Source organism: Streptomyces sp. FIT100 (genome assembly GCF_024584805.1).
Classification (GTDB): Bacteria; Actinomycetota; Actinomycetes; order Streptomycetales; family Streptomycetaceae; genus Streptomyces.
Window position 1 is genome coordinate 3,106,723 of sequence record NZ_CP075715.1, and the last position, 21,081, is coordinate 3,127,803.

18 protein-coding genes, 1 tRNA gene and 1 riboswitch are annotated in these 21,081 nt (G+C 70.5%); of the genes, 6 read left to right on the plus strand and 13 right to left on the minus strand.

The features are described 5' to 3' along the window. Positions 1-69: 69 nt before the first annotated feature. Positions 70-300, plus strand: a complete 231-nt coding sequence (locus tag KK483_RS13535; protein ID WP_262005477.1) for a DUF4287 domain-containing protein — start codon at positions 70-72, stop codon at positions 298-300. 99 nt (positions 301-399) lie between these two features. Here the strand turns inward: KK483_RS13535 and KK483_RS13540 are convergent, their stop codons facing one another. Continuing rightward, on the minus strand, positions 400-1,287 hold the full coding sequence (locus KK483_RS13540) for a Bax inhibitor-1/YccA family protein (RefSeq protein ID WP_262005478.1): 888 nt from the start codon (positions 1,285-1,287) through the stop codon (positions 400-402). A 224-nt stretch (positions 1,288-1,511) separates the two neighbouring features. Then, positions 1,512-1,593: transfer RNA gene (locus KK483_RS13545), tRNA-Leu, on the minus strand. Positions 1,594-1,950: 357 nt separating this feature from the next. Here KK483_RS13545 and KK483_RS13550 point away from each other — a divergent pair. Both KK483_RS13550 and KK483_RS13555 read left to right on the plus strand, forming a co-directional pair. Continuing rightward, positions 1,951-2,760, plus strand: coding sequence for an ABC transporter ATP-binding protein (locus tag KK483_RS13550; protein ID WP_262005479.1), 810 nt, complete (start codon positions 1,951-1,953; stop codon positions 2,758-2,760). An 89-nt stretch (positions 2,761-2,849) separates the two neighbouring features. Continuing rightward, complete coding sequence (locus KK483_RS13555) at positions 2,850-5,414, plus strand: ABC transporter permease (protein ID WP_262005480.1); 2,565 nt, start codon at positions 2,850-2,852, stop codon at positions 5,412-5,414. Between the two features lie 78 nt (positions 5,415-5,492). Here the strand turns inward: KK483_RS13555 and KK483_RS13560 are convergent, their stop codons facing one another. The 9 genes from KK483_RS13560 to KK483_RS13600 all read right to left on the minus strand — a co-directional run bounded on the left by KK483_RS13560 (position 5,493) and on the right by KK483_RS13600 (position 16,150). Then, the gene (locus KK483_RS13560) at positions 5,493-6,797 is read right to left on the minus strand and encodes a cyclopropane-fatty-acyl-phospholipid synthase family protein (RefSeq protein ID WP_262005481.1); all 1,305 of its coding nucleotides are present in this window, start codon (positions 6,795-6,797) and stop codon (positions 5,493-5,495) included. Between the two features lie 237 nt (positions 6,798-7,034). Further along, positions 7,035-8,417, minus strand: coding sequence for an NAD(P)/FAD-dependent oxidoreductase (locus KK483_RS13565; RefSeq protein ID WP_262005482.1), 1,383 nt, complete (start codon positions 8,415-8,417; stop codon positions 7,035-7,037). A 369-nt stretch (positions 8,418-8,786) separates the two neighbouring features. After that, positions 8,787-9,701 carry a Ppx/GppA phosphatase family protein gene (locus tag KK483_RS13570; protein ID WP_262005483.1) on the minus strand — a complete coding sequence of 305 codons (915 nt, stop codon included), beginning with the start codon at positions 9,699-9,701 and terminating at the stop codon, positions 8,787-8,789. Between the two features lie 50 nt (positions 9,702-9,751). After that, on the minus strand, positions 9,752-10,279 hold the full coding sequence (locus KK483_RS13575; protein WP_262005484.1) for a DUF501 domain-containing protein: 528 nt from the start codon (positions 10,277-10,279) through the stop codon (positions 9,752-9,754). Positions 10,280-10,506: 227 nt separating this feature from the next. Then, positions 10,507-10,971 (minus strand): septum formation initiator family protein, encoded by a 465-nt coding sequence (locus KK483_RS13580; protein ID WP_242337437.1) that lies wholly within the window; start codon positions 10,969-10,971, stop codon positions 10,507-10,509. A 111-nt stretch (positions 10,972-11,082) separates the two neighbouring features. Then, a complete protein-coding gene (gene eno, locus KK483_RS13585) occupies positions 11,083-12,372 on the minus strand; it encodes a phosphopyruvate hydratase (protein ID WP_262005485.1) in 1,290 nt (429 codons plus the stop codon). A gap of 260 nt (positions 12,373-12,632) precedes the next feature. After that, positions 12,633-13,343 (minus strand): transglycosylase family protein, encoded by a 711-nt coding sequence (locus tag KK483_RS13590; RefSeq protein ID WP_262005486.1) that lies wholly within the window; start codon positions 13,341-13,343, stop codon positions 12,633-12,635. Between the two features lie 3 nt (positions 13,344-13,346). Then, positions 13,347-13,508: riboswitch (cyclic di-AMP (ydaO/yuaA leader) on the minus strand. A gap of 268 nt (positions 13,509-13,776) precedes the next feature. Continuing rightward, on the minus strand, positions 13,777-14,724 hold the full coding sequence (locus KK483_RS13595) for a transglycosylase family protein (RefSeq protein WP_262005487.1): 948 nt from the start codon (positions 14,722-14,724) through the stop codon (positions 13,777-13,779). A 133-nt stretch (positions 14,725-14,857) separates the two neighbouring features. Beyond that, the gene (locus KK483_RS13600) at positions 14,858-16,150 is read right to left on the minus strand and encodes a cytochrome P450 (RefSeq protein WP_262005488.1); all 1,293 of its coding nucleotides are present in this window, start codon (positions 16,148-16,150) and stop codon (positions 14,858-14,860) included. A 108-nt stretch (positions 16,151-16,258) separates the two neighbouring features. On the opposite strand from KK483_RS13600, the gene KK483_RS13605 reads away from it, so the two are divergent. After that, on the plus strand, positions 16,259-16,888 hold the full coding sequence (locus KK483_RS13605) for a Uma2 family endonuclease (protein WP_262005489.1): 630 nt from the start codon (positions 16,259-16,261) through the stop codon (positions 16,886-16,888). Between the two features lie 13 nt (positions 16,889-16,901). Here KK483_RS13605 and KK483_RS13610 read toward each other — a convergent pair whose 3' ends face one another. Both KK483_RS13610 and KK483_RS13615 read right to left on the minus strand, forming a co-directional pair. Continuing rightward, on the minus strand, positions 16,902-17,903 hold the full coding sequence (locus KK483_RS13610) for a nucleoside triphosphate pyrophosphohydrolase (protein ID WP_262005490.1): 1,002 nt from the start codon (positions 17,901-17,903) through the stop codon (positions 16,902-16,904). 30 nt (positions 17,904-17,933) lie between these two features. After that, a complete protein-coding gene (locus tag KK483_RS13615) occupies positions 17,934-18,587 on the minus strand; it encodes a SurA N-terminal domain-containing protein (protein WP_262005491.1) in 654 nt (217 codons plus the stop codon). Positions 18,588-18,838: 251 nt separating this feature from the next. On the opposite strand from KK483_RS13615, the gene KK483_RS13620 reads away from it, so the two are divergent. Next, on the plus strand, positions 18,839-19,789 hold the full coding sequence (locus KK483_RS13620) for a glycosyltransferase family 2 protein (RefSeq protein WP_262005492.1): 951 nt from the start codon (positions 18,839-18,841) through the stop codon (positions 19,787-19,789). After that, positions 19,786-21,078 carry an alpha-2,8-polysialyltransferase family protein gene (locus tag KK483_RS13625; protein WP_262005493.1) on the plus strand — a complete coding sequence of 431 codons (1,293 nt, stop codon included), beginning with the start codon at positions 19,786-19,788 and terminating at the stop codon, positions 21,076-21,078. The genes KK483_RS13620 and KK483_RS13625 overlap by 4 nt, the downstream gene beginning before the upstream one ends. Positions 21,079-21,081: the final 3 nt, after the last annotated feature.

The following is a 21,081-nucleotide window of genomic DNA, read 5'->3' on the forward strand; positions in this document are numbered from 1 at the left end:
TTGCCAATACGCGAACACTCAGGCACGGTGACGTGAAGGACCACACGCGCAATGCGTCCGGAGGCGCCGATGTCCCAAGTCTTCTCCGAAGAGACCCACCGCAACCTGCTCTCCCGCATCCCCCATTGCACCGGTCGTGAAATCGCCGACTGGCTGCGCACCGTCGAGGAAGGCCCCGCCCTCTTCCGTTTCGAGGAGAAGGTCAGCTGGCTCCGGAGCGAGCACGATCTCGCCTACGGACACGCGAAAGCGATCATCCATGAGTACGACCTGAGGCGCGCGGCCCGCAAGCTGCTCTAGGACATGCCTCCGATCACGACAACGGGAAGGGCCCGCCCCGGCGCTGCCGGAACGGGCCCTTTCGTCATGCGGCCGTGACCGTCATGAGGTCGTGCCGCGTCAGTCGTCGCCCTGCAGGATCGACAGCAGTCGCAGCATCTCCAGGTAGATCCACACCAGGGTCACGGTGAGACCGAAGGCCGCGATCCAGGACTCCTCGCGCGGAGCGCCGTAGGCGATGCCGTCCTCGACCTCCTTGAAGTTGAGGGCGAGGAAGCAGGCGCCGAGGATGATGCCGATGACACCGAAGAGGATGCCGAGGCCGCCGCTGCGGAAGCCGAGGCCGTCACCGCCGCCGAAGACGGCGAACAGCAGGTTGACCACCATCAGGAGCATGAAGCCCATCGCGGCGGCCATCACGAAGCCGTAGAAGCGGCGGGTGACCCGGATCCAGCGCATCTTGTACGCGATCAGCACACCGGCGAAGACCGCCATGGTGCCGAGCACGGCCTGGGCCACGACACCGTTCGCGATGTACGTCGAGACGGCGCTGGAGATCACGCCGAGGAAGACGCCCTCGAACGCGGCGTACGCCAGGATCACCGCGGGCGATGCCTTGCGCTTGAAGGACTGGACCATCGCGAGGACGAACGCCACCAGCGCGGCGCCGAAGGCGATGCCGTACGACTTGCCGATGTTGGCCTGGTCGACGGGCAGGAGGACCCACGACAGGATCGCCGTGAGCACGACCGTACCGAGCGTCATGGCGGTGCGTGCCACGACGTCGTCGATCGTCATCGCACCGGTGCGGCCGGGAGCCTGCGGCGGCGCGCCCACCTGGGCGTCGGACGGGGCGTAGGGGTTCGTGGCGTACGGGTTGCCGGCGCCCTGGGCATACGGGTCGGTTCCGACAGCGGGGCCCCCGGCCTGCGGCGCGGTGTTGAAGCCCGCGTAGCCGTTGTCGCGGCTGAACCCCCGTCGCGAGAAGACCGGGTTGCTGCTCCTCATCTCACTCCTCCATGGCCACCCTGCGCGGCCTTGACACAAGAGTAATGCGAGGGCAAAGAGATCGGACTAGCGCCTAGGGAGGATCTTTCCTGGATCGCGACGGACCGGTCACCCGTACGGCATTCCGGAGCCCTCTGGCGGGAAGATTCTCTGACCGACGTCAGAGAAAGAACGCGGAGCTCGCCGGTGCGAGGAACGGCCCGCCTCGGACGCCGAAAGGAGCGTGCCCGGAGCCGGACTTGAACCGGCACGGCCCGAAGGCCAGCGAGGTTTAAGCTCGCCGTGTCTGCATTCCACCATCCGGGCTTGGCGCGCAGCTCCGCGTTGGCACACGAGCCTATCCGGGCAGGTCCCCCGAACAGCGGAGTCCCGACCCGATGTTGTCTTATTTTATTGACGTCTGAGGGTGTGTCAGTGCAGGTGGCCGGTAGTTTGCTCAAGCCGTGGCCCGGCCCTCGCGCGTCCGGCACCGCGCCCCGGAATGACGGAAAGTCGCCGCCCCCTCGCGGCGCGGCGGCACGGGACGCACCCCAAGGGCGCCCCGAGGCCGTCCGGGGGGTGCCGTCATACCAGAGGAGGACAGGCGGGCACTGCCGTCAGACCCAAGAGGGCCCTGGGAACGGGCACCGGGACGGACGATCCGGGGGCCGGGCGGACAGCAGGATGGAGGGGTCCCTCAGGATCACCCACCAGGAGAGCCGTCACGTGACCACCACCACCGCCCACCGCGCCACCGCAGTGGCCGCCCGCGCCATGGAGCTGTCCAAGGTCTACGGACACGGTGAGACCCAGGTGGTCGCGCTCGACCGGGTCACCGTGGACTTCCGGCAGGGCGAGTTCACCGCGATCATGGGGCCCTCGGGCTCCGGCAAGTCCACGCTGATGCACTGCGTCGCCGGGCTCGACAGCTTCAGCAGCGGCTCCGCGCGGATCGGCGAGACCGAGCTCGGCTCCCTCAAGGACAAGCAGCTGACCCAGCTGCGCCGGGACAAGATCGGTTTCATCTTCCAGGCGTTCAACCTGCTGCCCACGCTGACAGGGCTGGAGAACATCACGCTGCCGATGGACATCGCCGGCCGTAAGCCCGACAAGCAGTGGGTGGAGCGGGTCATCGACATGGTCGGGCTCTCCGGACGGCTCCACCACCGCCCCGCCCAGCTCTCCGGCGGCCAGCAGCAGCGGGTCGCGGTCGCCCGCGCGCTCGCCTCCCAGCCCGAGATCATCTTCGGCGACGAGCCGACCGGAAACCTCGACTCCCGTTCCGGCGCCGAGGTGCTGGGCTTCCTGCGCAACTCCGTACGTGAGCTGGGCCAGACCGTCGTGATGGTGACGCACGACCCGGTGGCGGCCTCGTACGCGGACCGCGTCGTCTTCCTCGCGGACGGCCGGATCGTGGACGAGATGCTCGCCCCGACCGCGGACGGTGTGCTGGACCGCATGAAGGCGTTCGACGCCAAGGGCCGCACGAGCTGAGCCCCAGGCTCCCCTTTCCGGGGCCCGGCCCCGCTCCCGTCACTTCGTCCGGCCCCCGGGGCCGGACGCCCCACCACCTGGACACCCACATGTTCCGTACCGCCGTGCGCAATGTGCTCGCGCACAAGGCCAGGCTGCTGATGACCGTGCTCGCCGTGATGCTCGGCGTGGCCTTCGTCTCCGGCACCCTGGTCTTCACCGACACCCTCTCGAACGCCTTCCGAAGCCAGTCCGCCAAGAACTACGACAACGTGGCCGTGGCCGTCACCTCGTTCGGCGACCCGAACGACCCGGAGTCCGACCCCGGCGTCTCCCAGAAGACCCTCGAGGAGATCCGGGCCCTGGACGGCGTGGCCGGCGCCTACGGCCACGTCGAGGGCTTCGCCGGGGTCGCCGACCCCGACGGAAAGCTCATCGACGGCACCTTCGGCAGCCCCAAGGGCTCCAACTTCGCCCCCGGCAAGGACGGCAAGGACCCCGCCTACGCCTTCACCGACGGCTCGGGCCCGCTGAAGGCCGGCCAGATCGCGCTGGACGAGGCCACCGCCGCCAAGGGCAGCTACGAGGTCGGCGACCGGGTCCGGGTCGCGACCAACGGGCCGATCCAGGAGTTCACCCTCAGCGGGATCTTCACCACCGACGACGGAGAGGTGAAGGCCGGCGGAAGCCTCGTGCTCTTCGACACCGCCGTCGCCCAGAAGCAGTACCTCAAGGCGGGCTGGTACCAGGACGTGACCGTCGTCGCCGCCCCCGGCGCCGACGACGCGAAGCTCCTCGACGCGATCGAACCGCTGCTGCCGAAGTCCGCCGAGGCCAAGACCGGCCAGGCGATCGCCGAAGAGCAGGCGAGGGACATCGAGTCGGGTCTGGGCGCCCTCAAGCAGGTGCTGCTGGGCTTCGCCGGCATCGCGCTGTTCGTCGGCATCTTCCTGATCTCCAACACCTTCTCGATGCTGGTCGCCCAGCGCACCAAGGAGCTCGCGCTGATGCGCGCCGTCGGCGCCTCGCGCAAGCAGATCACCCGCTCGGTGCTGATCGAGGCCGCGGTCGTCGGTGCGATCGCCTCGGCGATCGGCTTCGTCATCGGCATCGGTCTGGCGATCGGGCTGCGCTCGGGCATGGCCGCGTTCGGCATGAACGTCCCGCCCGGACCGCTGGTCGTGACCGCCACCCCGGTGATCGCCGCGCTCGCCGTCGGCGTGCTGATCACGATGCTCGCCGCCTGGCTGCCGGGCCGCAGGGCCGCGAAGATCCCGCCGGTGGCGGCGATGAGCAGCGTCCACGCGGTCGCCACCACCAAGTCGCTGGTGGTGCGCAACTCCATCGGCGCGGTCATCACCGCGCTCGGCGCGGCCGCCATCGTGTGGGGCGCCGGAATCGGCGGCGACGACGGCCGGCTCCGTATCGCGGCGGGTGCGTTCTTCGCGCTGATCGGCATCATCATCCTGATCCCGCTGCTGTCGCGGCCCGTCATCGCGCTCATCCGCCCGCTGCTCACCGGCCCGTTCGGGGTCTCCGGCAAGCTGGCCGGGCAGAACGCGGTCCGCAACCCGCGCCGCACCGGCGCCACGGCCTCCGCGCTCGCCATCGGTCTGACGCTGGTGACCGGTCTGTCGGTGCTCGGTGTCACGGTCGGCCAGGCCCTCGACAGGATGACCACGGACAACATCAAGGCCGACTACATGGTCGTGATGGCGAACGGCGGTGACCTGGACCAGTCCGCGCTGACCGCCCTGGAGAAGGCGGACGGCGTCTCCGCGGTCTCACCGCAGCAGTCCGTGTACCTGGAGCTCAGGAAGGGCGGGAAGAGCGGAAAGTCCGAGAGGGACGGCTTCGTGTCGGCCTCCGCGGTCACCCCGGGCTCCATCGAGCAGGTGCTGAACATCGACGTCGTGCAGGGCAGCCTCGGTTCGCTCGCCGAAGGACGGATCGGGGTCGCCGAGAAGACGGCGGACAAGAGGGGTTGGAAGGTCGGCACGGACATCCCCGTCACCTTCGGCGACAAGAAGCAGGGCACCCTGACGGTCGGCGCGGTCTACAAGGACAGCGAGTTCGTGTCCCCCGTGATCGTCAGCACCAAGGTCGTCAACCCGCACGAGGCCAAGCCGTTCATCCCGCAGATCTTCGTCAAGATGGACGGCGGTCAGACCGCGGCCAACGAGAAGGCCCTGATCAGCGCCCTCGGTGAGAACCCGGCCATCACGGTGATGGACCACCAGGACATCCGCGACCAGTTCGGCGGCATGATCAACCTGATGCTGAACATCCTGTACGGCCTGCTCGCGATGGCCCTCCTCATCGCCGTCCTCGGAGTGGTCAACACCCTCGCGATGTCGGTCTTCGAGCGCCAGCAGGAGATCGGCATGCTCCGCGCGATCGGTCTCGACCGGCGCCGGGTGAAGCGGATGGTCCGGCTGGAAGCCGTGGTCATCTCCCTCTTCGGCGCACTGATCGGCATCGGCCTCGGCGCGTTCCTCGGCTGGGCGATCGGCGAGACCATGAGGGCGTCGATCCCCGGCTACGAACTGGTCCTGCCCTGGGACCGGATCGGGATCTTCCTGGCGCTCGCGGGACTTGTCGGTGTGCTGGCCTCGCTGTGGCCGGCCCGCAGCGCCGCGCGGCTGAACATGCTGAACGCGATCAAGACCGAGTAGCCCCCGCCGGACCGCACCCGGACCGGACGCCACGAGGGCCGGGCCTTCCCCCAGGGAAGGCCCGGCCCTCGCTCCATGTCACGGTCGCTCGGTCCAGCTGCGCGCCCGCGGCGGCAGCCCCGAGCCGCCCGCCTCGGGCGTCTTCACCGCCAGGACCTGGTTGACCCCGATCCTGTTCCGCTCGAAGGCCACGGCCGACGCGGCCATGTACAGCCGCCAGACGCGCGCCCGCCCCGGTGAGACGCGCCGCAGCGCGGTCTTCCACCCGGACTCCAGATTGGTCACCCACGCCCGCAGCGTGCGGGCGTAGTGCTCGCGGATCGCCTCCACGTCCCGCACCTCGAAACCGGCCTCCTCCAGGATCGAGGCGGTCCGGCCCACCGGCGCCAGCTCGCCGTCGGGGAAGACGTACGCGTCGATGAAGTCGTCCACGCGGTAGGCCGCTTCGTCCCGCTCCGGGCGGCGCGCGATCTGGTGGTTGAGGAGCCGGCCGCCGGGCCTCAGCAGCCCGTACAGGACGTCGGCGTACTGCCGGTAGCGCAGGGAGCCGACGTGCTCGGCCATACCGATCGACGAAATCGCGTCGTACGGCCCGTCCTTGACGTCCCGGTAGTCCTGGATGCGCACCTCGATGCGGTCGGTCAGGCCCTCCTCCGCGATGCGCTTGCGGGCGTACGCGGCCTGCTCGCGCGAGAGCGTGACGCCGGTGACCTGGGCGCCGTACTCCTTGGCCGCGTGGATCGCCATCGAGCCCCAGCCGCAGCCGACGTCCAGCAGCCGGTCGCCCTCCTTCAGGGCGAGCTTGCGGCAGACGAGGTCGAGCTTGTCGCGCTGAGCGTCCTCCAGAGTGCCGCCGTCCTCCCAGTAGCCGCACGAGTAGACCATGGAGGGGCCGAGCACCAGCTCGTAGAAGTCGTTGCCCACGTCGTAGTGGTGGCTGATCGCCTGCCGGTCCCGGACCCTGGTGTGCAGCGGCCCCTGGCGCCTGCGGACCTCCTCGGCGGGCGGCGGCAGCGGCAGCCACACCCGCGGGCCCGACAGCCGGAGCAGGTCCCGGGCGGCGGCGCGCAGCGTCGGGTCGAGGACGGAACGGGACGGCGCGTCCACGTCCCGGGGAGGGGCCCAGAGCAGCCGTGAGAGCCGGTCGAGTGCCTCGTACAGATCCCCTTCGACGTCGAGCTCCCCGGCCACCCAGGCCCGGGCCAGGCCCAGTTCACCGGGCTTCCAGAGCAGCCTGCGCAGGGCGCGCCGGTGCCGGATGACGAGGACGGGGGCGTCGGGAGGTCCCGCCTCGCTTCCGTCCCAGGCGCGGATGCGGAGCGGGGGTGGGGCCCCCAGCAGGTTCTCGGCGAGAGTGGTGAGCCGCGAAGCGGCATCGGCCATGGCGCACACCTCCGTGACGACGGTTCCGTAAACGCCCAACACCACGTAAACACCGTCGGCGTGCCGATGCAGTCCCCTGAGCGGACAATTCCCGAATGGCGGTACGCATGCGGTGCACAAGGGGCGCACGGGACGCACGAGGCGCCCCCGGTGGCCGGGGGCGGGAACGCCGAAGGGGCCGTCCGCACCACGGATGGCGGACGGCCCCTTCGGGGCGTGCGGGGAGGGGTGGGTCTGCTACGACGCCTTGGCCTTCTCCGGGGCGGGCCTGGCCGCCGCCGTCGGGACCGGCTTGGCCGCCTCGTAGAACTCCTCGCGCGGCGACTCGATCGCGCCGAGCGAGACGACCTCCCGCTTGAGGAACATCGCGAGCGTCCAGTCGGCGAAGATGCGGATCTTGCGGTTCCAGGTCGGCATGGCCATACCGTGGTAGCCACGGTGCATGTACCAGGCGAGCCGGCCCTTGAGCTTGATCTTCATCTTGCCCATGACGATCATCGCGACGCCCTTGTGCAGGCCGAGACCGGCGACCGCACCCTTGTTCGCGTGCTCGTAGTTCTGCTGCGGGAAGCCGCGCATCCCGGAGATCACGTTGTCGCCGAGGGTCTTCGCCTGGCGCAGCGCGTGCTGGGCGTTCGGCGGGCACCAGGCGTTCTCGACACCGGCCTTGCGGGCGGCGAGGTCCGGGACCTGGGCGTTGTCGCCGGCGGCCCAGATGTAGTCGGTGCCCTGGACCTGGAGCGTCGTCGCGGTGTCCACGTGGCCGCGGGGGCCGAGCGGCAGGCCGTAGCGGGCGAGGACCGGGTTCGGCTTCACACCGGCGGTCCACACGATGGTGTTGGAGTCGACCTCGAGGCCGTTCTTCAGCACCACGTGGCCGTCGACGCAGGAGTCCATCGAGGTGTTGAGGTAGATCTCGATGCCCCGGCCCTCGAGGTGCTCCTTGCCGTACTGGCCCAGCTTCGGGCCGACCTCGGGAAGGATCTTGTCGGCGGCGTCGACGAGGATGAAGCGCATGTCCTCGCGCTTGACGCTCTTGTAGTACTTCGCCGCGTCGCGGGCCAGGTCCTCGACCTCGCCTATGGTCTCCGCGCCGGCGAAGCCGCCGCCCACGAAGACGAAGGTCAGCGCCTTGCGGCGGACCTCCTCATTGGTCGTCGAGTCGGCCTTGTCGAGCTGCTCGAGGACGTGGTTGCGCAGGCCGATGGCCTCCTCGATGCCCTTCATGCCGATGCCCTGCTCGGCGAGGCCGGGGATCGGGAAGGTGCGGGAGACCGCGCCGAGGGCGACCACGAGGTAGTCGAAGGGGAGCTCGTAGGACTCGCCCACGAGCGGCGCGACCGTGGCGACCTTGCGGTCCTGGTCGATGGTGGTGACCCGGCCGGTGAGTACCTCGGCCTTGGGCAGCACGCGTCGCAGCGGGACGACGACGTGCCGAGGCGAGATGCTGCCGGCGGCGGCTTCGGGGAGGAAGGGCTGGTACGTCATGTACGACCGCGGGTCGACGACCGTGACGGTCGCCTCCCCGTACCGCATCTTCTTCAGAATGCGACGAGCTGCGTACAGGCCTACGTACCCACCGCCTACTACGAGGATCCTGGGACGCTCCGTGGTGCTCATGCCATCGAGTATCCACCCCACCAGGTGGGGGTGCTCGTGAGCCCCTTCACAAGCACTGGTGGGCCCTCTGCTACACTCCGCCGCCCACGTGACCGAGGTCATGACGGGCGCAGGGAACCACGCCGTAACGCGGGACGTTGTCAAGCCCTTCTGAGCTGGCCCCACTTCCTCGTATGAAGGTGAACCACTCCCCCTCTTCATATGGACGTAACGCGGCGGGAACGTGCAGGACGGCGGGCGCTCAGCCGGAGTTGGGCACAAAAAGAGGCCCGGAGGGCCGTCGAAGGGCACTTTCGACGGCCAACCGGGCCCTTTTCCTTGTGAAGAACTTCACGAAGTTTCTCGCGGCGGAGTCGCGGCGGGACCGCACTAGGCCATCGACCAGGCGATTCCGTCCAGAATGTCGTGTTCACTGACCACGACCTCGTCGATGCCGATGCGGTCCATGATCTCCAGCAGGACGAGCGCCCCGGCGGCGATCACGTCCACCCGGCCGGGGTGGACCACGGGGATCGCGGCGCGCTCGTCGTGCGTGGCGGAGAGCAGCCGGCCGGTCACCTCGGCGACCTGCTCGCGGGAGATCCGCGAGTGGTGGATGACGGAGGAGTCGTACGCCTCCAGGCCCAGCGCGATCGCCGCCACCGTGGTCACCGAACCCGCCAGACCCACCAGGGTCTGCGCCTCGCGGATCGGCACGGTCTCCTCGGCGAGGTCGAGCGCGGCGGCGATGTCGGCGCGGATCGCGGCGGCCTCGGCGGGCGCGGGCGGGTCGGTGCGGACATGCCGCTCGGTCAGGCGTACGCAGCCGATGTCCACGGAGCGCGCCGCCTCCACGCGGTCGTGGCCGACGACGAACTCGGTGGACCCGCCGCCGATGTCCACGACCAGGCGCTCCTCGTGACCGGGGAGCTCCTTGGTGGCGCCGGTGAACGAGAACTCGGCCTCCTGGTCCCCGCTGATCACCTCCGGCTCGACGCCGAGGATGTCGAGCACACCGCGCACGAAGTCGTCGCGGTTCTCGGCGTCCCGCGACGCCGAGGTGGCGACGAAGCGGATCCGCTCGGCACCGTGCGCCTTGATCGCCTCGGCGTACTCACGGCAGGCCGCGAAGGTCCGCTCAAGCGCCTCCGGCGCGAGCCGGCCGGTCCGGTCCACGCCCTGGCCGAGCCGGACGATGGTCATCCGCCGGTCGAGGTCGACGAGTTGCCCGGTGGCCGGGTCCGCGTCGGCGACGAGCAGACGGATGGAGTTGGTGCCGCAGTCGACGGCGGCGACGCGGGTCATGTTCGTGGGCTCCTTCGAAACGGCTCCGGCAGGGTCCGACAGGGCCTCGGTCAGGCTTCGTCCACGCACGGCGACACACACGGGCCCTTCGCCCACCATGGCGGCAGCATCGCGATGGCCTCGTCGCCCAGCGGGTTCACCCCCGGGCCCGCCGCCAGCGAGTGGCCGACGAGGACGTGCAGGCACTTCACACGGTCCGGCATGCCGCCCGCGCTCGGGAAGCCCTTCAGCTCCTCGATCGCGTCGCGCCGGGCGATGTAGTCCTCGTGCGCCGCCCGGTACGCGGCCGCCAGCTCGGGATCGGTCCCCAGGCGCTCGGTCATCTCCTTCATGACGCCGTTCGCCTCCAGCGTGCCGATCGCGGACGCCGCCCGCGGACACGTCAGGTAGTACAGCGTCGGGAACGGCGTACCGTCCTCCAGCCGCGGTGCCGTCTCCACCACGTCCGGATTGCCGCACGGGCAGCGGTGGGCGATCGCGCGCAGACCGCGCGGCGGCCGGCCGAGCTGGTCCTGGAAGGCGGCGATGTCCGCCTCGGTGGGCGGGGTGTGCTCGGTCGTGGGAGGTGGCGTGTCCATGTTTCCGTACGTCTGTCTCTTCGTTGTCCGTGTTCGTCCGCCGGCGGCGTCCGCTAGGGAGTGTCTTCAAAGTGGCGTCGTCCGCCCGAAGGGCGGGGCCGGCGGCGTCTGGTGCGTGCGATCGCAAGGCGGAGGAGGGAGTCCATGCGGAGCATAGGCGACCGACGACAACGCAGCGAGGGTGCGTGCCAGACGCCGCCGGGCAGACGGGACTTTGAAGACACGACCTAGCGGCCGGCGTCCGCGTGGTCCACGCCGTCCCAGACGTTCGAGTACCAGGGGCGGTCCACACCGCCCTCTTCGGCGCGGTGCCGCTCGGCGGCCTCCGGGTCGATCATGATGTAGCCCGTCTCGCCGGGCAGGACCATGTGCAGGTGCTCGCGGGCCAGCCGCATGACGTACGCGTCGTCCTGGAGCCGCGCCTTCTCGTCGCGCAGCCGCTCCACCCGCTCGCGGGCGGCCTCGGCGAGCCGCTCCTGCTCGGCGATGTCGTTCCGCTGCGACACGTACTGCCGCATCGGGTAGGCGAGCGCGACGATCATCGAGCAGACCACGAGCGCGAGGAAGGCCGCCCGGCCGGTGAGCCGGGAGCGGCGCGCCTGGCGGCGGGTCTGCGAACGGTAGACGCGGGCGGCGGTCTGCTCACCGAGCAGCCGCAGCCGGGTCGCGGTGGAGAACCGGTCCCTGGCCATGTGCGCGTCTCCCCTTCACGTGCGTACGTCCCCGCACACGGTACGGGACCGAGTGCGGGGACGTACGTAACTACCGGTCTACCGGGCTACCCGGCTCAGCCCTTGCTGTGCTTAATGGTCCGCAAAGCGGAACCGCGGGAACGCCGAGCGGCCCGCGTACACCGCGGCGTCGTCGAGGATCTCCTCGATGCGCAGCAGCTGGTTGTACTTGGCGACGCGCTCCGAGCGGGCCGGGGCGCCGGTCTTGATCTGGCCGCAGTTGGTGGCGACGGCCAGATCGGCGATGGTGACGTCCTCGGTCTCGCCGGAGCGGTGGGACATCATGCACTTGAAGCCGTTGCGCTGGGCCAGCTCCACGGCGTCCAGGGTCTCGGTCAGCGAACCGATCTGGTTGACCTTGACCAGCAGGGCGTTGGCCGCGCCGTCCTCGATGCCGCGGGCCAGGCGCTCCGGGTTGGTGACGAACAGGTCGTCGCCGACGATCTGGACCTTGGCGCCCAGCTTGTCGGTGAGCACCTTCCAGCCGGCCCAGTCGTCCTCGAACAGCGGGTCCTCGATGGAGACCAGCGGGTAGGCGGCGACGAGCTCCTCGTAGTACTCGGTCATCTCGGCGGCCGAGCGGGACTTGCCCTCGAACTCGTAGGAGCCGTCCTTGTAGAACTCGGAGGCAGCGACGTCGAGCGCAAGCGCGATGTCCTTGCCGGGGGCGTAGCCGGCTTCCTTGATGGCCTCGAGGATCAGGTCGAGGGCGGCACGGTTGGAGTCGAGGTTCGGCGCGAAGCCGCCCTCGTCGCCCAGGCCGGTGGAGAGCCCCTTCTGCTTCAGGACCTTCTTGAGGGTGTGGTAGACCTCGGTGCCCCAGCGCAGCGCCTCGGAGAAGGACTCCGCGCCGATCGGGGCGATCATGAACTCCTGGATGTCCACGTTGGAGTCGGCGTGCGAGCCGCCGTTCAGGATGTTCATCATCGGCACCGGGAGCAGGTGCGCGTTGGGTCCGCCGAGGTAGCGGAAGAGCGGGAGGTCGGACGCCTCGGACGCGGCGTGGGCGACGGCGAGGGAGACACCGAGGATGGCGTTGGCGCCGAGGGACGCCTTGTTGTCGGTGGCGTCGAGGTCGAACATCGCCTGGTCGATCAGGCGCTGCTCGGTGGCGTCGTAACCGACGAGCTCCGGGCCGATCTGCTCGATGACGGCGAGGACGGCCTTCTCGACGCCCTTGCCCTGGTAGCGGTTCTGGTCTCCGTCACGGAGCTCAATGGCCTCGAACGCACCGGTGGAAGCACCGGAGGGCACGGCAGCACGGCCGGTGCTGCCGTCGTCGAGGCCGACCTCGACCTCGACCGTGGGGTTGCCTCGGGAGTCCAGGATTTCCCGGGCTACGACGACGTCGATGGACGGCACGAGCATCTCCTTCTGGGATGTGACGCTAAGGGTGACCCCGGCGGGTGCGGGGTCGGTGCAGGGTCGCTTCGCCTTGCGACATGAGCCTAACCGGCCCGGGGGCGGCGGACCGCCGCTGCCCGCCCCGTGGGACGAAAAAGGGAAGGAAAGCGACAGAAACCCCGGCCCGGCACGCACGGGGGAAGGCGCGCCGGGCCGGGGTGGCTGGAGTGGCCGGGGAAGGCCGGGGGGACGGGGGGACGGGGGTGCGCCCCGGGGGGTCAGCTCAGGTGGAGCTTCTGGCCCGGGTGGATGACGTCCGCGTCGTCGATGATGTCCTTGTTCAGCTGGAACAGCTTCTGCCAGCCGTCCTCGACCTTCTCGGCCTCGGCGATCTTGCTGAGGGTGTCGCCGGCCTTGACCGTGTACTCGCCGTCGCCCTTCTTGACCGGGGCGGCGGCCGGGCGCTCGGAGCGGGTGGTCGGGACCTCGGCGCGCTTCGGGGCCGGGGCCGGGGTCTCGGCGCGCTTCGGGGCCGGAGCCGGGGTCTCGGCCTTGGCCTCCGCCTTGGGGGCGGCGGGCTTCGAGGCCGGGGCCTCGGCGCCGCCGCCGGTGTACGCGGCGTTGGAGAGGCCGACGCCGCAGTGCGGCCAGGCGCCCTTGCCCTGACCGTCCAGGACCTTCTCGGCGATCTCGATCTGCTGGGCCTTGGTGGCCTGGTCGGCGGTGGAGGCGTACGCCGTGCCGCCGTACCCGGCCCAGGTCGAGGCGGAGAACTGGAGGCCGCCGTAGAAGCCGTTGCCGGTGTTGATGGACCAGTTGCCGCCGGACTCGCACTGGGCGACGGCGTCCCACTCGGAGGCGGTGGCGGCGGAGGCGGTGCCGGAGGCCATCAGCGGGGCGGCGACGGCGGCGCCGGTGACGCCGGCGAGCGTGGCTATACGAGTGGCCTTGGACGGGCGACGGTGCTTGCCCTTGCCGGAAAGCAGCATGGAGTATCCCCTCACCGACGCCTGCGAGGTGAGCTGTCGGGTTCGGGCCAAGTGAGTGCCCGGCCACGCGAGTTGCGTGACTTCACCCCAAGCCGTTCCCGTCCTCGTCGGGCGGGTACGGCACTTACCTGGGTCCCCCGCTCCTGCCTACGGCGCTTGCGCGTCGACTGTTCCCGCCGGCCGCCGGCAGGATTCGGCGTGCGGTCGTCGGGGCCCGCGTTGGCGAGCGGTTCAGACCGTAAACGCACTCCTCCCCGATGTTCAAAGCCGAACATCGGGGAGAAATCACCCCTATTTGACGGGGAGAGTTGTCCGTTTTCGCAGGTGAGAGGCGTGATGACCGGAGTTGACCGATGAGACACGCCAGTTGATCGGAAGAGACTCATGTCTCACTTGCGCAGAACCGGACATAAGCCAGCGAATCGCCTCGCGGCTACTCCGTCAACTGCCCCTGCCCCAGGCCGAGGTCGAGGCTCTGACCGGGAAGGATGAGATCGGGGTCGGAGCCGACGGTCTCCTCGTTCGCCTCGTACAGCGCGGGCCAGCCCCCCGGCACCTCGTTCGCGTCCGCGATGGCCCAGAGGTTGTCGCCGGGGCGGACCGTGTACTCATCTTCCGCGGTGGCGTCGTCCCGTGCCGATCCGTCACCCCGCGAGGCATGACGACCGGAATCACGACCATTGCCCGAATTGCCCGTATCAGCCGACTCGCCCGCTTTGCCGGCCTCGTCGGTGGCGGCACCGCGATGCTTGCCGGAACCGCCGGCCTCCGCATCGCCGGTCGCGCCGGAGTCGGAGCCGGGGGCGGTGGACCCTGACCCCGAGGGAGCCGCCGCCGGGTCCGAGGACTGCGCCGGGGCCGGCGAACCGGAGGACGAAGGAGGCGACGAGGCGTCGGCCCCGTCACCGAAGGTCGGCGGGTCCACCTGCCCGGCCTCGCCGTCCTGCGCATCGGCCGTGGCGCTCGGGGCGGCGCCGGTGTCGGCCTTGGCCTTGCCCTTGGCCTCGTCGACCACGAGCCCGGTCAGCAGGGCGCAGCTCGGCCACGCCGTCGGCCCCTGGGCGGCGAGCACCTTCTCGGCGACCGCGATCTGCTGCGAGCGGCTGGCGAGGTCGGCGCGCGGCGCGTACGCCGTACCGCCGAACTCCTCCCAGGTGTCCTGCGAGAACTGCAGCCCCCCGTAGTAGCCGTTGCCGAGGTCGGCGCTCCACATGCCGCCGCTCTCGCAGTCCGCGACCCGTTCCCAGGTGGCGGTGTCGGCGGCGGAGGCGGAGCCCGCGCCGAGCAGCGGGATGGCGATGGCCGATCCAGTCACCCCTGCCGCGACAACGAGTGCGGGGGCCTGACGGGGGCGGCGGTGCCGACCGTTCCCGGAGCGCATGCGGTTGGCCTTTCGTGTGACTGCTGACGACTGCTGGCGACTGCTGAGTCGTCGGTGAACGTAGCCGCAGTCGAACGTCTGTCACAAGCCGATGCAGCGCAGATCACGTAAAAGTCACAGCCTTGACGGGGCGTCAGATGGTTTCGGGGGTGCTGTTCTTGATTCCCTGGGGGACGTCCCCAGACCCCCAGGCAACGGGCAGAGTGCGCAATCCGCGCATGATAAGTCCCCCACGCCACCGCAAATCGGAAGGATCCACCGCAAGCCGCAAGTCGGGCAGCCGGGTCAGCAGAGTCGCGAGCGCGGTCTGCCCCTCCAGACGCGCGAGCGGTGCGCCCAGGCAGTAGTGGATGCCGTGCCCGTAGCCGAGGTGCTGGTTGTCACTGCGGGCGAGGTCGAGCGCGTCGGGGTCGGGGAACCGCTCCGGGTCGCGGTCGGCGGCCGCGAGGACGACGAGGACCGGATCGCCCACGGCGATGTCCTGCCCGCCGAGGGCGAGCGGCTCGGTCGCGAACCGCCAGGTGGCGAGTTCGACGGGTCCGTCGTAGCGGAGGAGCTCCTCGACACCGGTCTCCAGGAGCGCGCTGTCGCCGGCGGCGAGGGACGTCTGGAGGCGGGCGCGCTGCTCCGGGTTCCGCAGCAGCGCGTACACCCCGTTGCCAATGAGGTTGACGGTGGTCTCGAAACCGGCGAAGAGCAGGATGAAGGCCATCGCGGCGGCCTCGTTCTCGGTGAGGTGCTCACCGTGGTCGCTGGCCCGGATCAGCCCGGAGATCAGGTCGTCCCCCGGCTCCTCGCGCTTGCGGTGGATCAGCTCGGCGAGGTAGCCGCGCATCCTCTTCACCGAGCGCGCCACCCCGCCCCGCGGACCGCCGCCGTGACGGATCATCATCCCCGCCCAGTCCCGGAAGTCGTCCTGGTCCTCGGTGGGAACGCCGAGCAGGTCGCAGATCGCGTAGATGGGGAGCGGGAAGGCGAAGTCATGGATGAGGTCGGCGGTTCCGTCCGCCGCGAAGTTCTCGATGAGCCGGTCCGTCAACTCCTGCACCCGCGGGGCGAACTCGGCGACACGGCGCGGGGTGAACGCCTTGGAGACGAGGCGGCGCAGCCGGGTGTGGTCGGGCGGATCGATGTTCAGCAGATGCGTCATCAGCTCCGCCTTGCGCTCGCCCGGGATCCCCGTCTTCCCCTTGGCGTGCGCCGGCTCGTCGTGGTGCGCCGGGTTCTTGCTGAGCCGCGGGTCCGCGAGCGCCTGCCGGGCGTCCCCGTACCGGGTCACCAGCCACGCCTCGACCCCGCTGGGCAGCCGAGTCCGGTGCACGGGCGCGTGCTCGCGCAGCCAGGCGTAGGCGGGGTAGGGGTCGGTCGCGAACTCCCAGGTGAAGAGGGGAGGGGGTTCGGGGATGCGGGACGGCTGGTCGTGCATGGCACGACGGTAACGCGCCGCGGCTGGATCACTCGTTCGGCGGATGCCTCGGTATTCCCCCTGGGTACGCTGACGGTACGCGCCAGACTCCGTCGCATGGGAGCGCTGATGAGTGCCGCAGCCGAAGACCAGCGGAACGAGCAGGACGACACGGAAGAGCGGTACGCCTTTCCGATGCCGCCGGCCGGTGGGTGGACAGCGGACGACCTCGACCGGATCAAGGGTCTCCCGCCGCACACCGAGCTGATCGACGGGGGACTGTTCTTCGTGAGCCCGCAGACCTTCTTCCGCATGGCCGCACTGCGCCTGCTGGAGAACGCCCTGGTGCAGCAGGCGCCGGAGCACCTTTACGTCATCCGCGAGATGACCACGAAACTCGGCAAGCGCGACCGGCCGGAGCCCGACCTCATGGTGGTGCGGGAGAGTGCCCTGGGCGGGCCCGAGCAGACCTGGTATGCACCGGCTGACATCCTGCTCGCCGTCGAGATCGTCTCCGACGAGTCCGTGGAGCGCGACCGCGAGCTGAAGCCCCGAAAGTACGCCGCCGCCGGGATCCGGCACTTCTGGCGGGTCGAGAAGAACGACGGGTTGCCCGTCGTGTACGTGTACGAACTCGACCCGGCGACGAACTCCTACGCCGTCACCGGCATCCACCACAACAGGCTCAAGGTCGACGTCCCGTTCCCCGTCGAGATCGACCTCACCGCCGTGGACAGGCGGCGGGACGGGCAGGACTGACGGGCCCCGGTCGTCAGGCCCCGTTCTCCATGGCCAGGATCGCGTCCCGGTAGGCGCGGGCGGCGGCGCGCAGGGCGGCCTCAGGATCCTGGCCGTGGGCCTCGGCCCGTACGGCCATGGCCAGCAGCTCGTACCCGACGGCGTGCTCGCCGTCACCGGACGGCAGTGGGACGTCCAGCCCGGCCGTGCGCACGCGGGAGGCGAGCTTGGCGGCCAGGGCGAGGCCGGGCTGCCCCAGCGGGATGCCGTCGGTGACCGAGTCGCGCTGCTTCTCGATCGCCTTCGTGCGCAGCCAGTGGGCCTTGACGTCCTCGGGCGTCTCGGCGTGCTCGTCGCCGAAGACGTGCGGGTGGCGGTGGATGAGCTTGTCGACGATCGTCCCGGCCACGTCGTCGATGGAGAACGGCTCGTCCCCCTCCTCCTCGCTCGCCTCCTGCGCGATGCGGGCGTGGAAGACCACCTGGAGGAGCACGTCCCCGAGCTCCTCGCGCAGCTCGTCGCGGTCGCCGTCCTCGATGGCCTCGACGAGTTCGTACGCCTCCTCGATGCCGTACTTGGCGAGACCCTTGTGGGTCTGCTGCGAGGACCAGGGGCACTCACGGCGGATCCGGTCCATGACCTGCACCAGGTCGAGGAGCCGGGCTCCCGGGAGGTCGTACGAGCCGGGCAGCAGCTCCAGGTCGGGCATCTGCACCCGCCCCGAGCCGGCCATGCGCGCCAGTCCGTCGGTGAGGCCCCGGTCGCCCTCGCCGGCCGCGAGGACCACGACCGTCCGGCCTCCGGCGCAGGCGTCGACGAGCTCCTGCGCGGTCGGCGCGGCGATCTCCACGCCGACGCCCGCCTCCCGCAGATAAGGGAGCTGGACGTGACCTCCGTCGGCGCACAGCACGCGGTCGGCGCCGTGCAGCGTCTGCCACGCGGGCCAGGACAGCAGCCCGGGCGCGACGCGGTGGCTGGCGGTGACCAGGACGATACGGCCGGGCCCGACGGGGACTTCGACGGCTTCAGCGTTCACGCCTCGACCTTACGTCGGGGGGCCGGGCGGTCAGCCTCCGGCCTGGATGGCCTCGGGCTCCTTGGTGACCTGGGTGATCCAGGGGGCCTTGTAGTCGCCGAGCTGGATCTTCGTGTCGTCCCAGCTGCCGTACCGCGGGTTCACGTCGATGTCGAGCGCCTTCGAGGCGGCGGAGAGCGCGGCGCCGACCTTCTGCTGGCCCTGCGGGGTGGTGAGATCGGCGCCCAGCGCCTGGGCCAGCTTGGTCAGCAGGACCTCCTCGCGCACGGCCACGTCGATCTGCCCCGGCGCGACCCCGCGCTGCTGGAGCAGCATCGCGGCGAGCTGCTCCTCACTGCCGGACTGCTGCGCCGCGGCCGCCCGCGCGTCCTGGACCTCCTTGCGGGAGACGGTCACGCCGGCGTCCTGCGCGGCCTGCTCCAGCACCCGGTCGAGGATCATCCCGTGCAGCTTCGCCCGGCTCAGCTGCCCCGTGTTCTGGATCAGCTGCGCGGACTGGGGCGATGCCTCCTGCGCCGCCCGGACGTCCTTCACCTCGGACTGGAGCGCGGCCACCTCGATCCGGTCGCCGCCGACGACGGCCGCGGCGCCCGGATGGGCCTCGTTGCCACAGGCGGCGAGCAGGGGCGCCGCGGCGACGAGCGCGGCGGAGACGGCGAGCGCGGTGCGACGGCGGCGGTGCAAAGGGGCCTCCCGGCGTGCGGTGGTGATTGTGACGCGGTGCGATTGTGACGCGGTGCACAAAGACCTTGCGGTGATCGATGGTAGGCAGTCGGCGTGATCCAGGCCACTACTTCCGTACCACTGATTCGGCCAACGATCCGGGAGGCCGCCGGGTGCGGGAGCGACGGCGCCACACGACGCTCACCTCCCGTTCACCCGGCACCCGTGTCCAGGACAGAGACCCGCCCCCTGCCCGACCATAGGGTCGACCGGTGACCACGCTCTCCGTCATCGTCCCCTGCTACAACATCTCGGGCTACATCGCCGACACCGTCACAGGACTGGTGAACAACGCCCGGGACGACTTCGAGTTCATCTTTGTCGAGGACTGCTCGAAGGACGACACACCCGAGGCCCTGGCCGCCCTCGCCCCCGGACTCCCGAACAGCTCCGTCGTCAGACACGAGCAGAACAAGGGCCTCGCATCGGCGCGCAACACCGGGCTCGACCGGGCGACCGGGCGGTTCATCACCTTCCTCGACGGCGACGACTGGCTGGGGCCCGGGCATCTGACCGGGCTCGTCGACGCGATCGAGCGACTCGGCGTGGACTTCGTCCGAACCGACCATGTACAGGTCACCGGCGTGGACCGGATGCTGGAGCGGGCGCCGGAGGGCCGGCGCAACGAGGTGCTCGACCCGCGGTCGTCGATCCTGCCGATCGGCGAGACCTCCATGGTCGACTACCCGTACGCCTGGGCCGGGATCTACGACGCCCGGTTGCTGGAGCGGGGCATGCTGCGCTTCACCGACGGGCTGCGCACCGCCGAGGACCGGCCGTGGATCTGGCAGCTGCACCGGCTGGCCGAGTCGTACGCCGTCGTGTCACTGCACGGCATCTTCTACCGCCGGGGAGTGGCCACCTCCCTCACCCAGATCGGCGATGCGCGGCAGCTGGACTTCATCCGCGCCTTCGAGCAGGTGCTCAGCGAGGTCCGGGAGGACCCCGAGGCGGCGCGGCTGCTCCCCAAGGCCATCCGCAGCTACTCCGTCGTGATCGCCCACCAGCTCATGGAGCGGGGCCGGTTCGAGCGCCCCCTCGCCCGCAAGCTCGATGAAATGACCCGTAACGCCCTGCGACGCATCTCCGCCGACGAGCTCGACAAGGCCCTTGTCGGCCTGGACGACGAGCGGCGCTCGATCCTCCGGAAGGCCGCCGCGTGACCACCCAGATCTTCTGCGCCGCCACCCAGTACGCCGCGGCGACCATCACCGCCGCCATCCGCGCCGGGCTCTTCGGTCCGCGCGAGGAGCACCGCCGGATACTGGTGGTCAGCGACACCTCGCCGGCGCCCGAGCTCGGCACCCCGCTGGACCGGATGGCCGGCTTCGAGGCGCTGCGCCCGGAGTTCGACGCCGTCCGCTCGTGGAACGAGGCGATCCGCCCGCACCACCCCGTCGGCTGGTCCCCGCGCGCCCAGGACAACCCGCTCTGGGAGAAGGCCCTGCGGCTCGCCTGGGACCTGGGCGACGACCGGGTCGAGATCGCCTGCGAGTCCATCCAGGCCAATCCGTCCCGGGCGATCGCCGCGATCTTCGCGGACAGCCCGATCCATGTGTACGCCGACGGGCTGATGAGCTACGGCCCGACCCGCAACCGCATCCCGCTGCCCATGAGCAGCAGGATCAAGCGGCTGATCCACCTCGAGCTGGTGCCGGGGCTCCGCCCGATGCTGCTCTCCGAGTACGGCGTCGAGCCGGTCGCCGTCCCCGACCCGGAGTTCCTCTCCGTGCTGCGCGGGATCAGCGCCGGTGTCACGGTCGGCGAGGAGCCCGGAACCGCGCTCGTCCTCGGCCAGTACCTCTCCGCGCTGGACCTGATCAGCCGCGAGGAGGAGGAGGACCTGCATCTGCGCATGGTGCGCGGGGCCGCGGCGCTCGGTCACCGGACCGTCGCCTTCAAGCCGCACCCGAGCGCCCCGGGCGACTCGACCCGTGCGCTGGAGAAGGCCGCGGACGAGCTCGGCATCACGCTGAAGGTGCTGCGCGAGCCGGTCCTCGCCGAGACGCTCTACCAGCAGGCCAGGCCCGAGCTCGTCGTGGCGTGCTTCTCGACGGCGCTGCTCACGGCGGCGACGTTCTACGGCATCCCGGCCGCGCGGGTCGGCACGGAGCTGCTGCTGGAGCGGATCGCGCCGTACCAGAACAGCAACCGTGTGCCGCTGACCGTCGTGGACGCGCTCGTGCCCGACCTGGAGCACGACGAGCGGGCGGGCAAGGTCCTGGACTTCGGCAAGGACATCGGCCCGCTGGTGCGGGCGGTCGGGTACTGCATGCAGTCCACGTTCTACCCCGAGCTGCGCGACGAGGCGCAGGAGCTGCTCGACGGGCTGCCGCCCGCCGAGCTGCCCCGGTACTTCAAGCGGCGCCGGCTCGGCAGCCTCGGGCTGCCTGGCGGGACGCGGCCAAGGCGTGGCGCGACGGTGCGGAAGGTCGTACGGCGGCTGCGCTGAGCC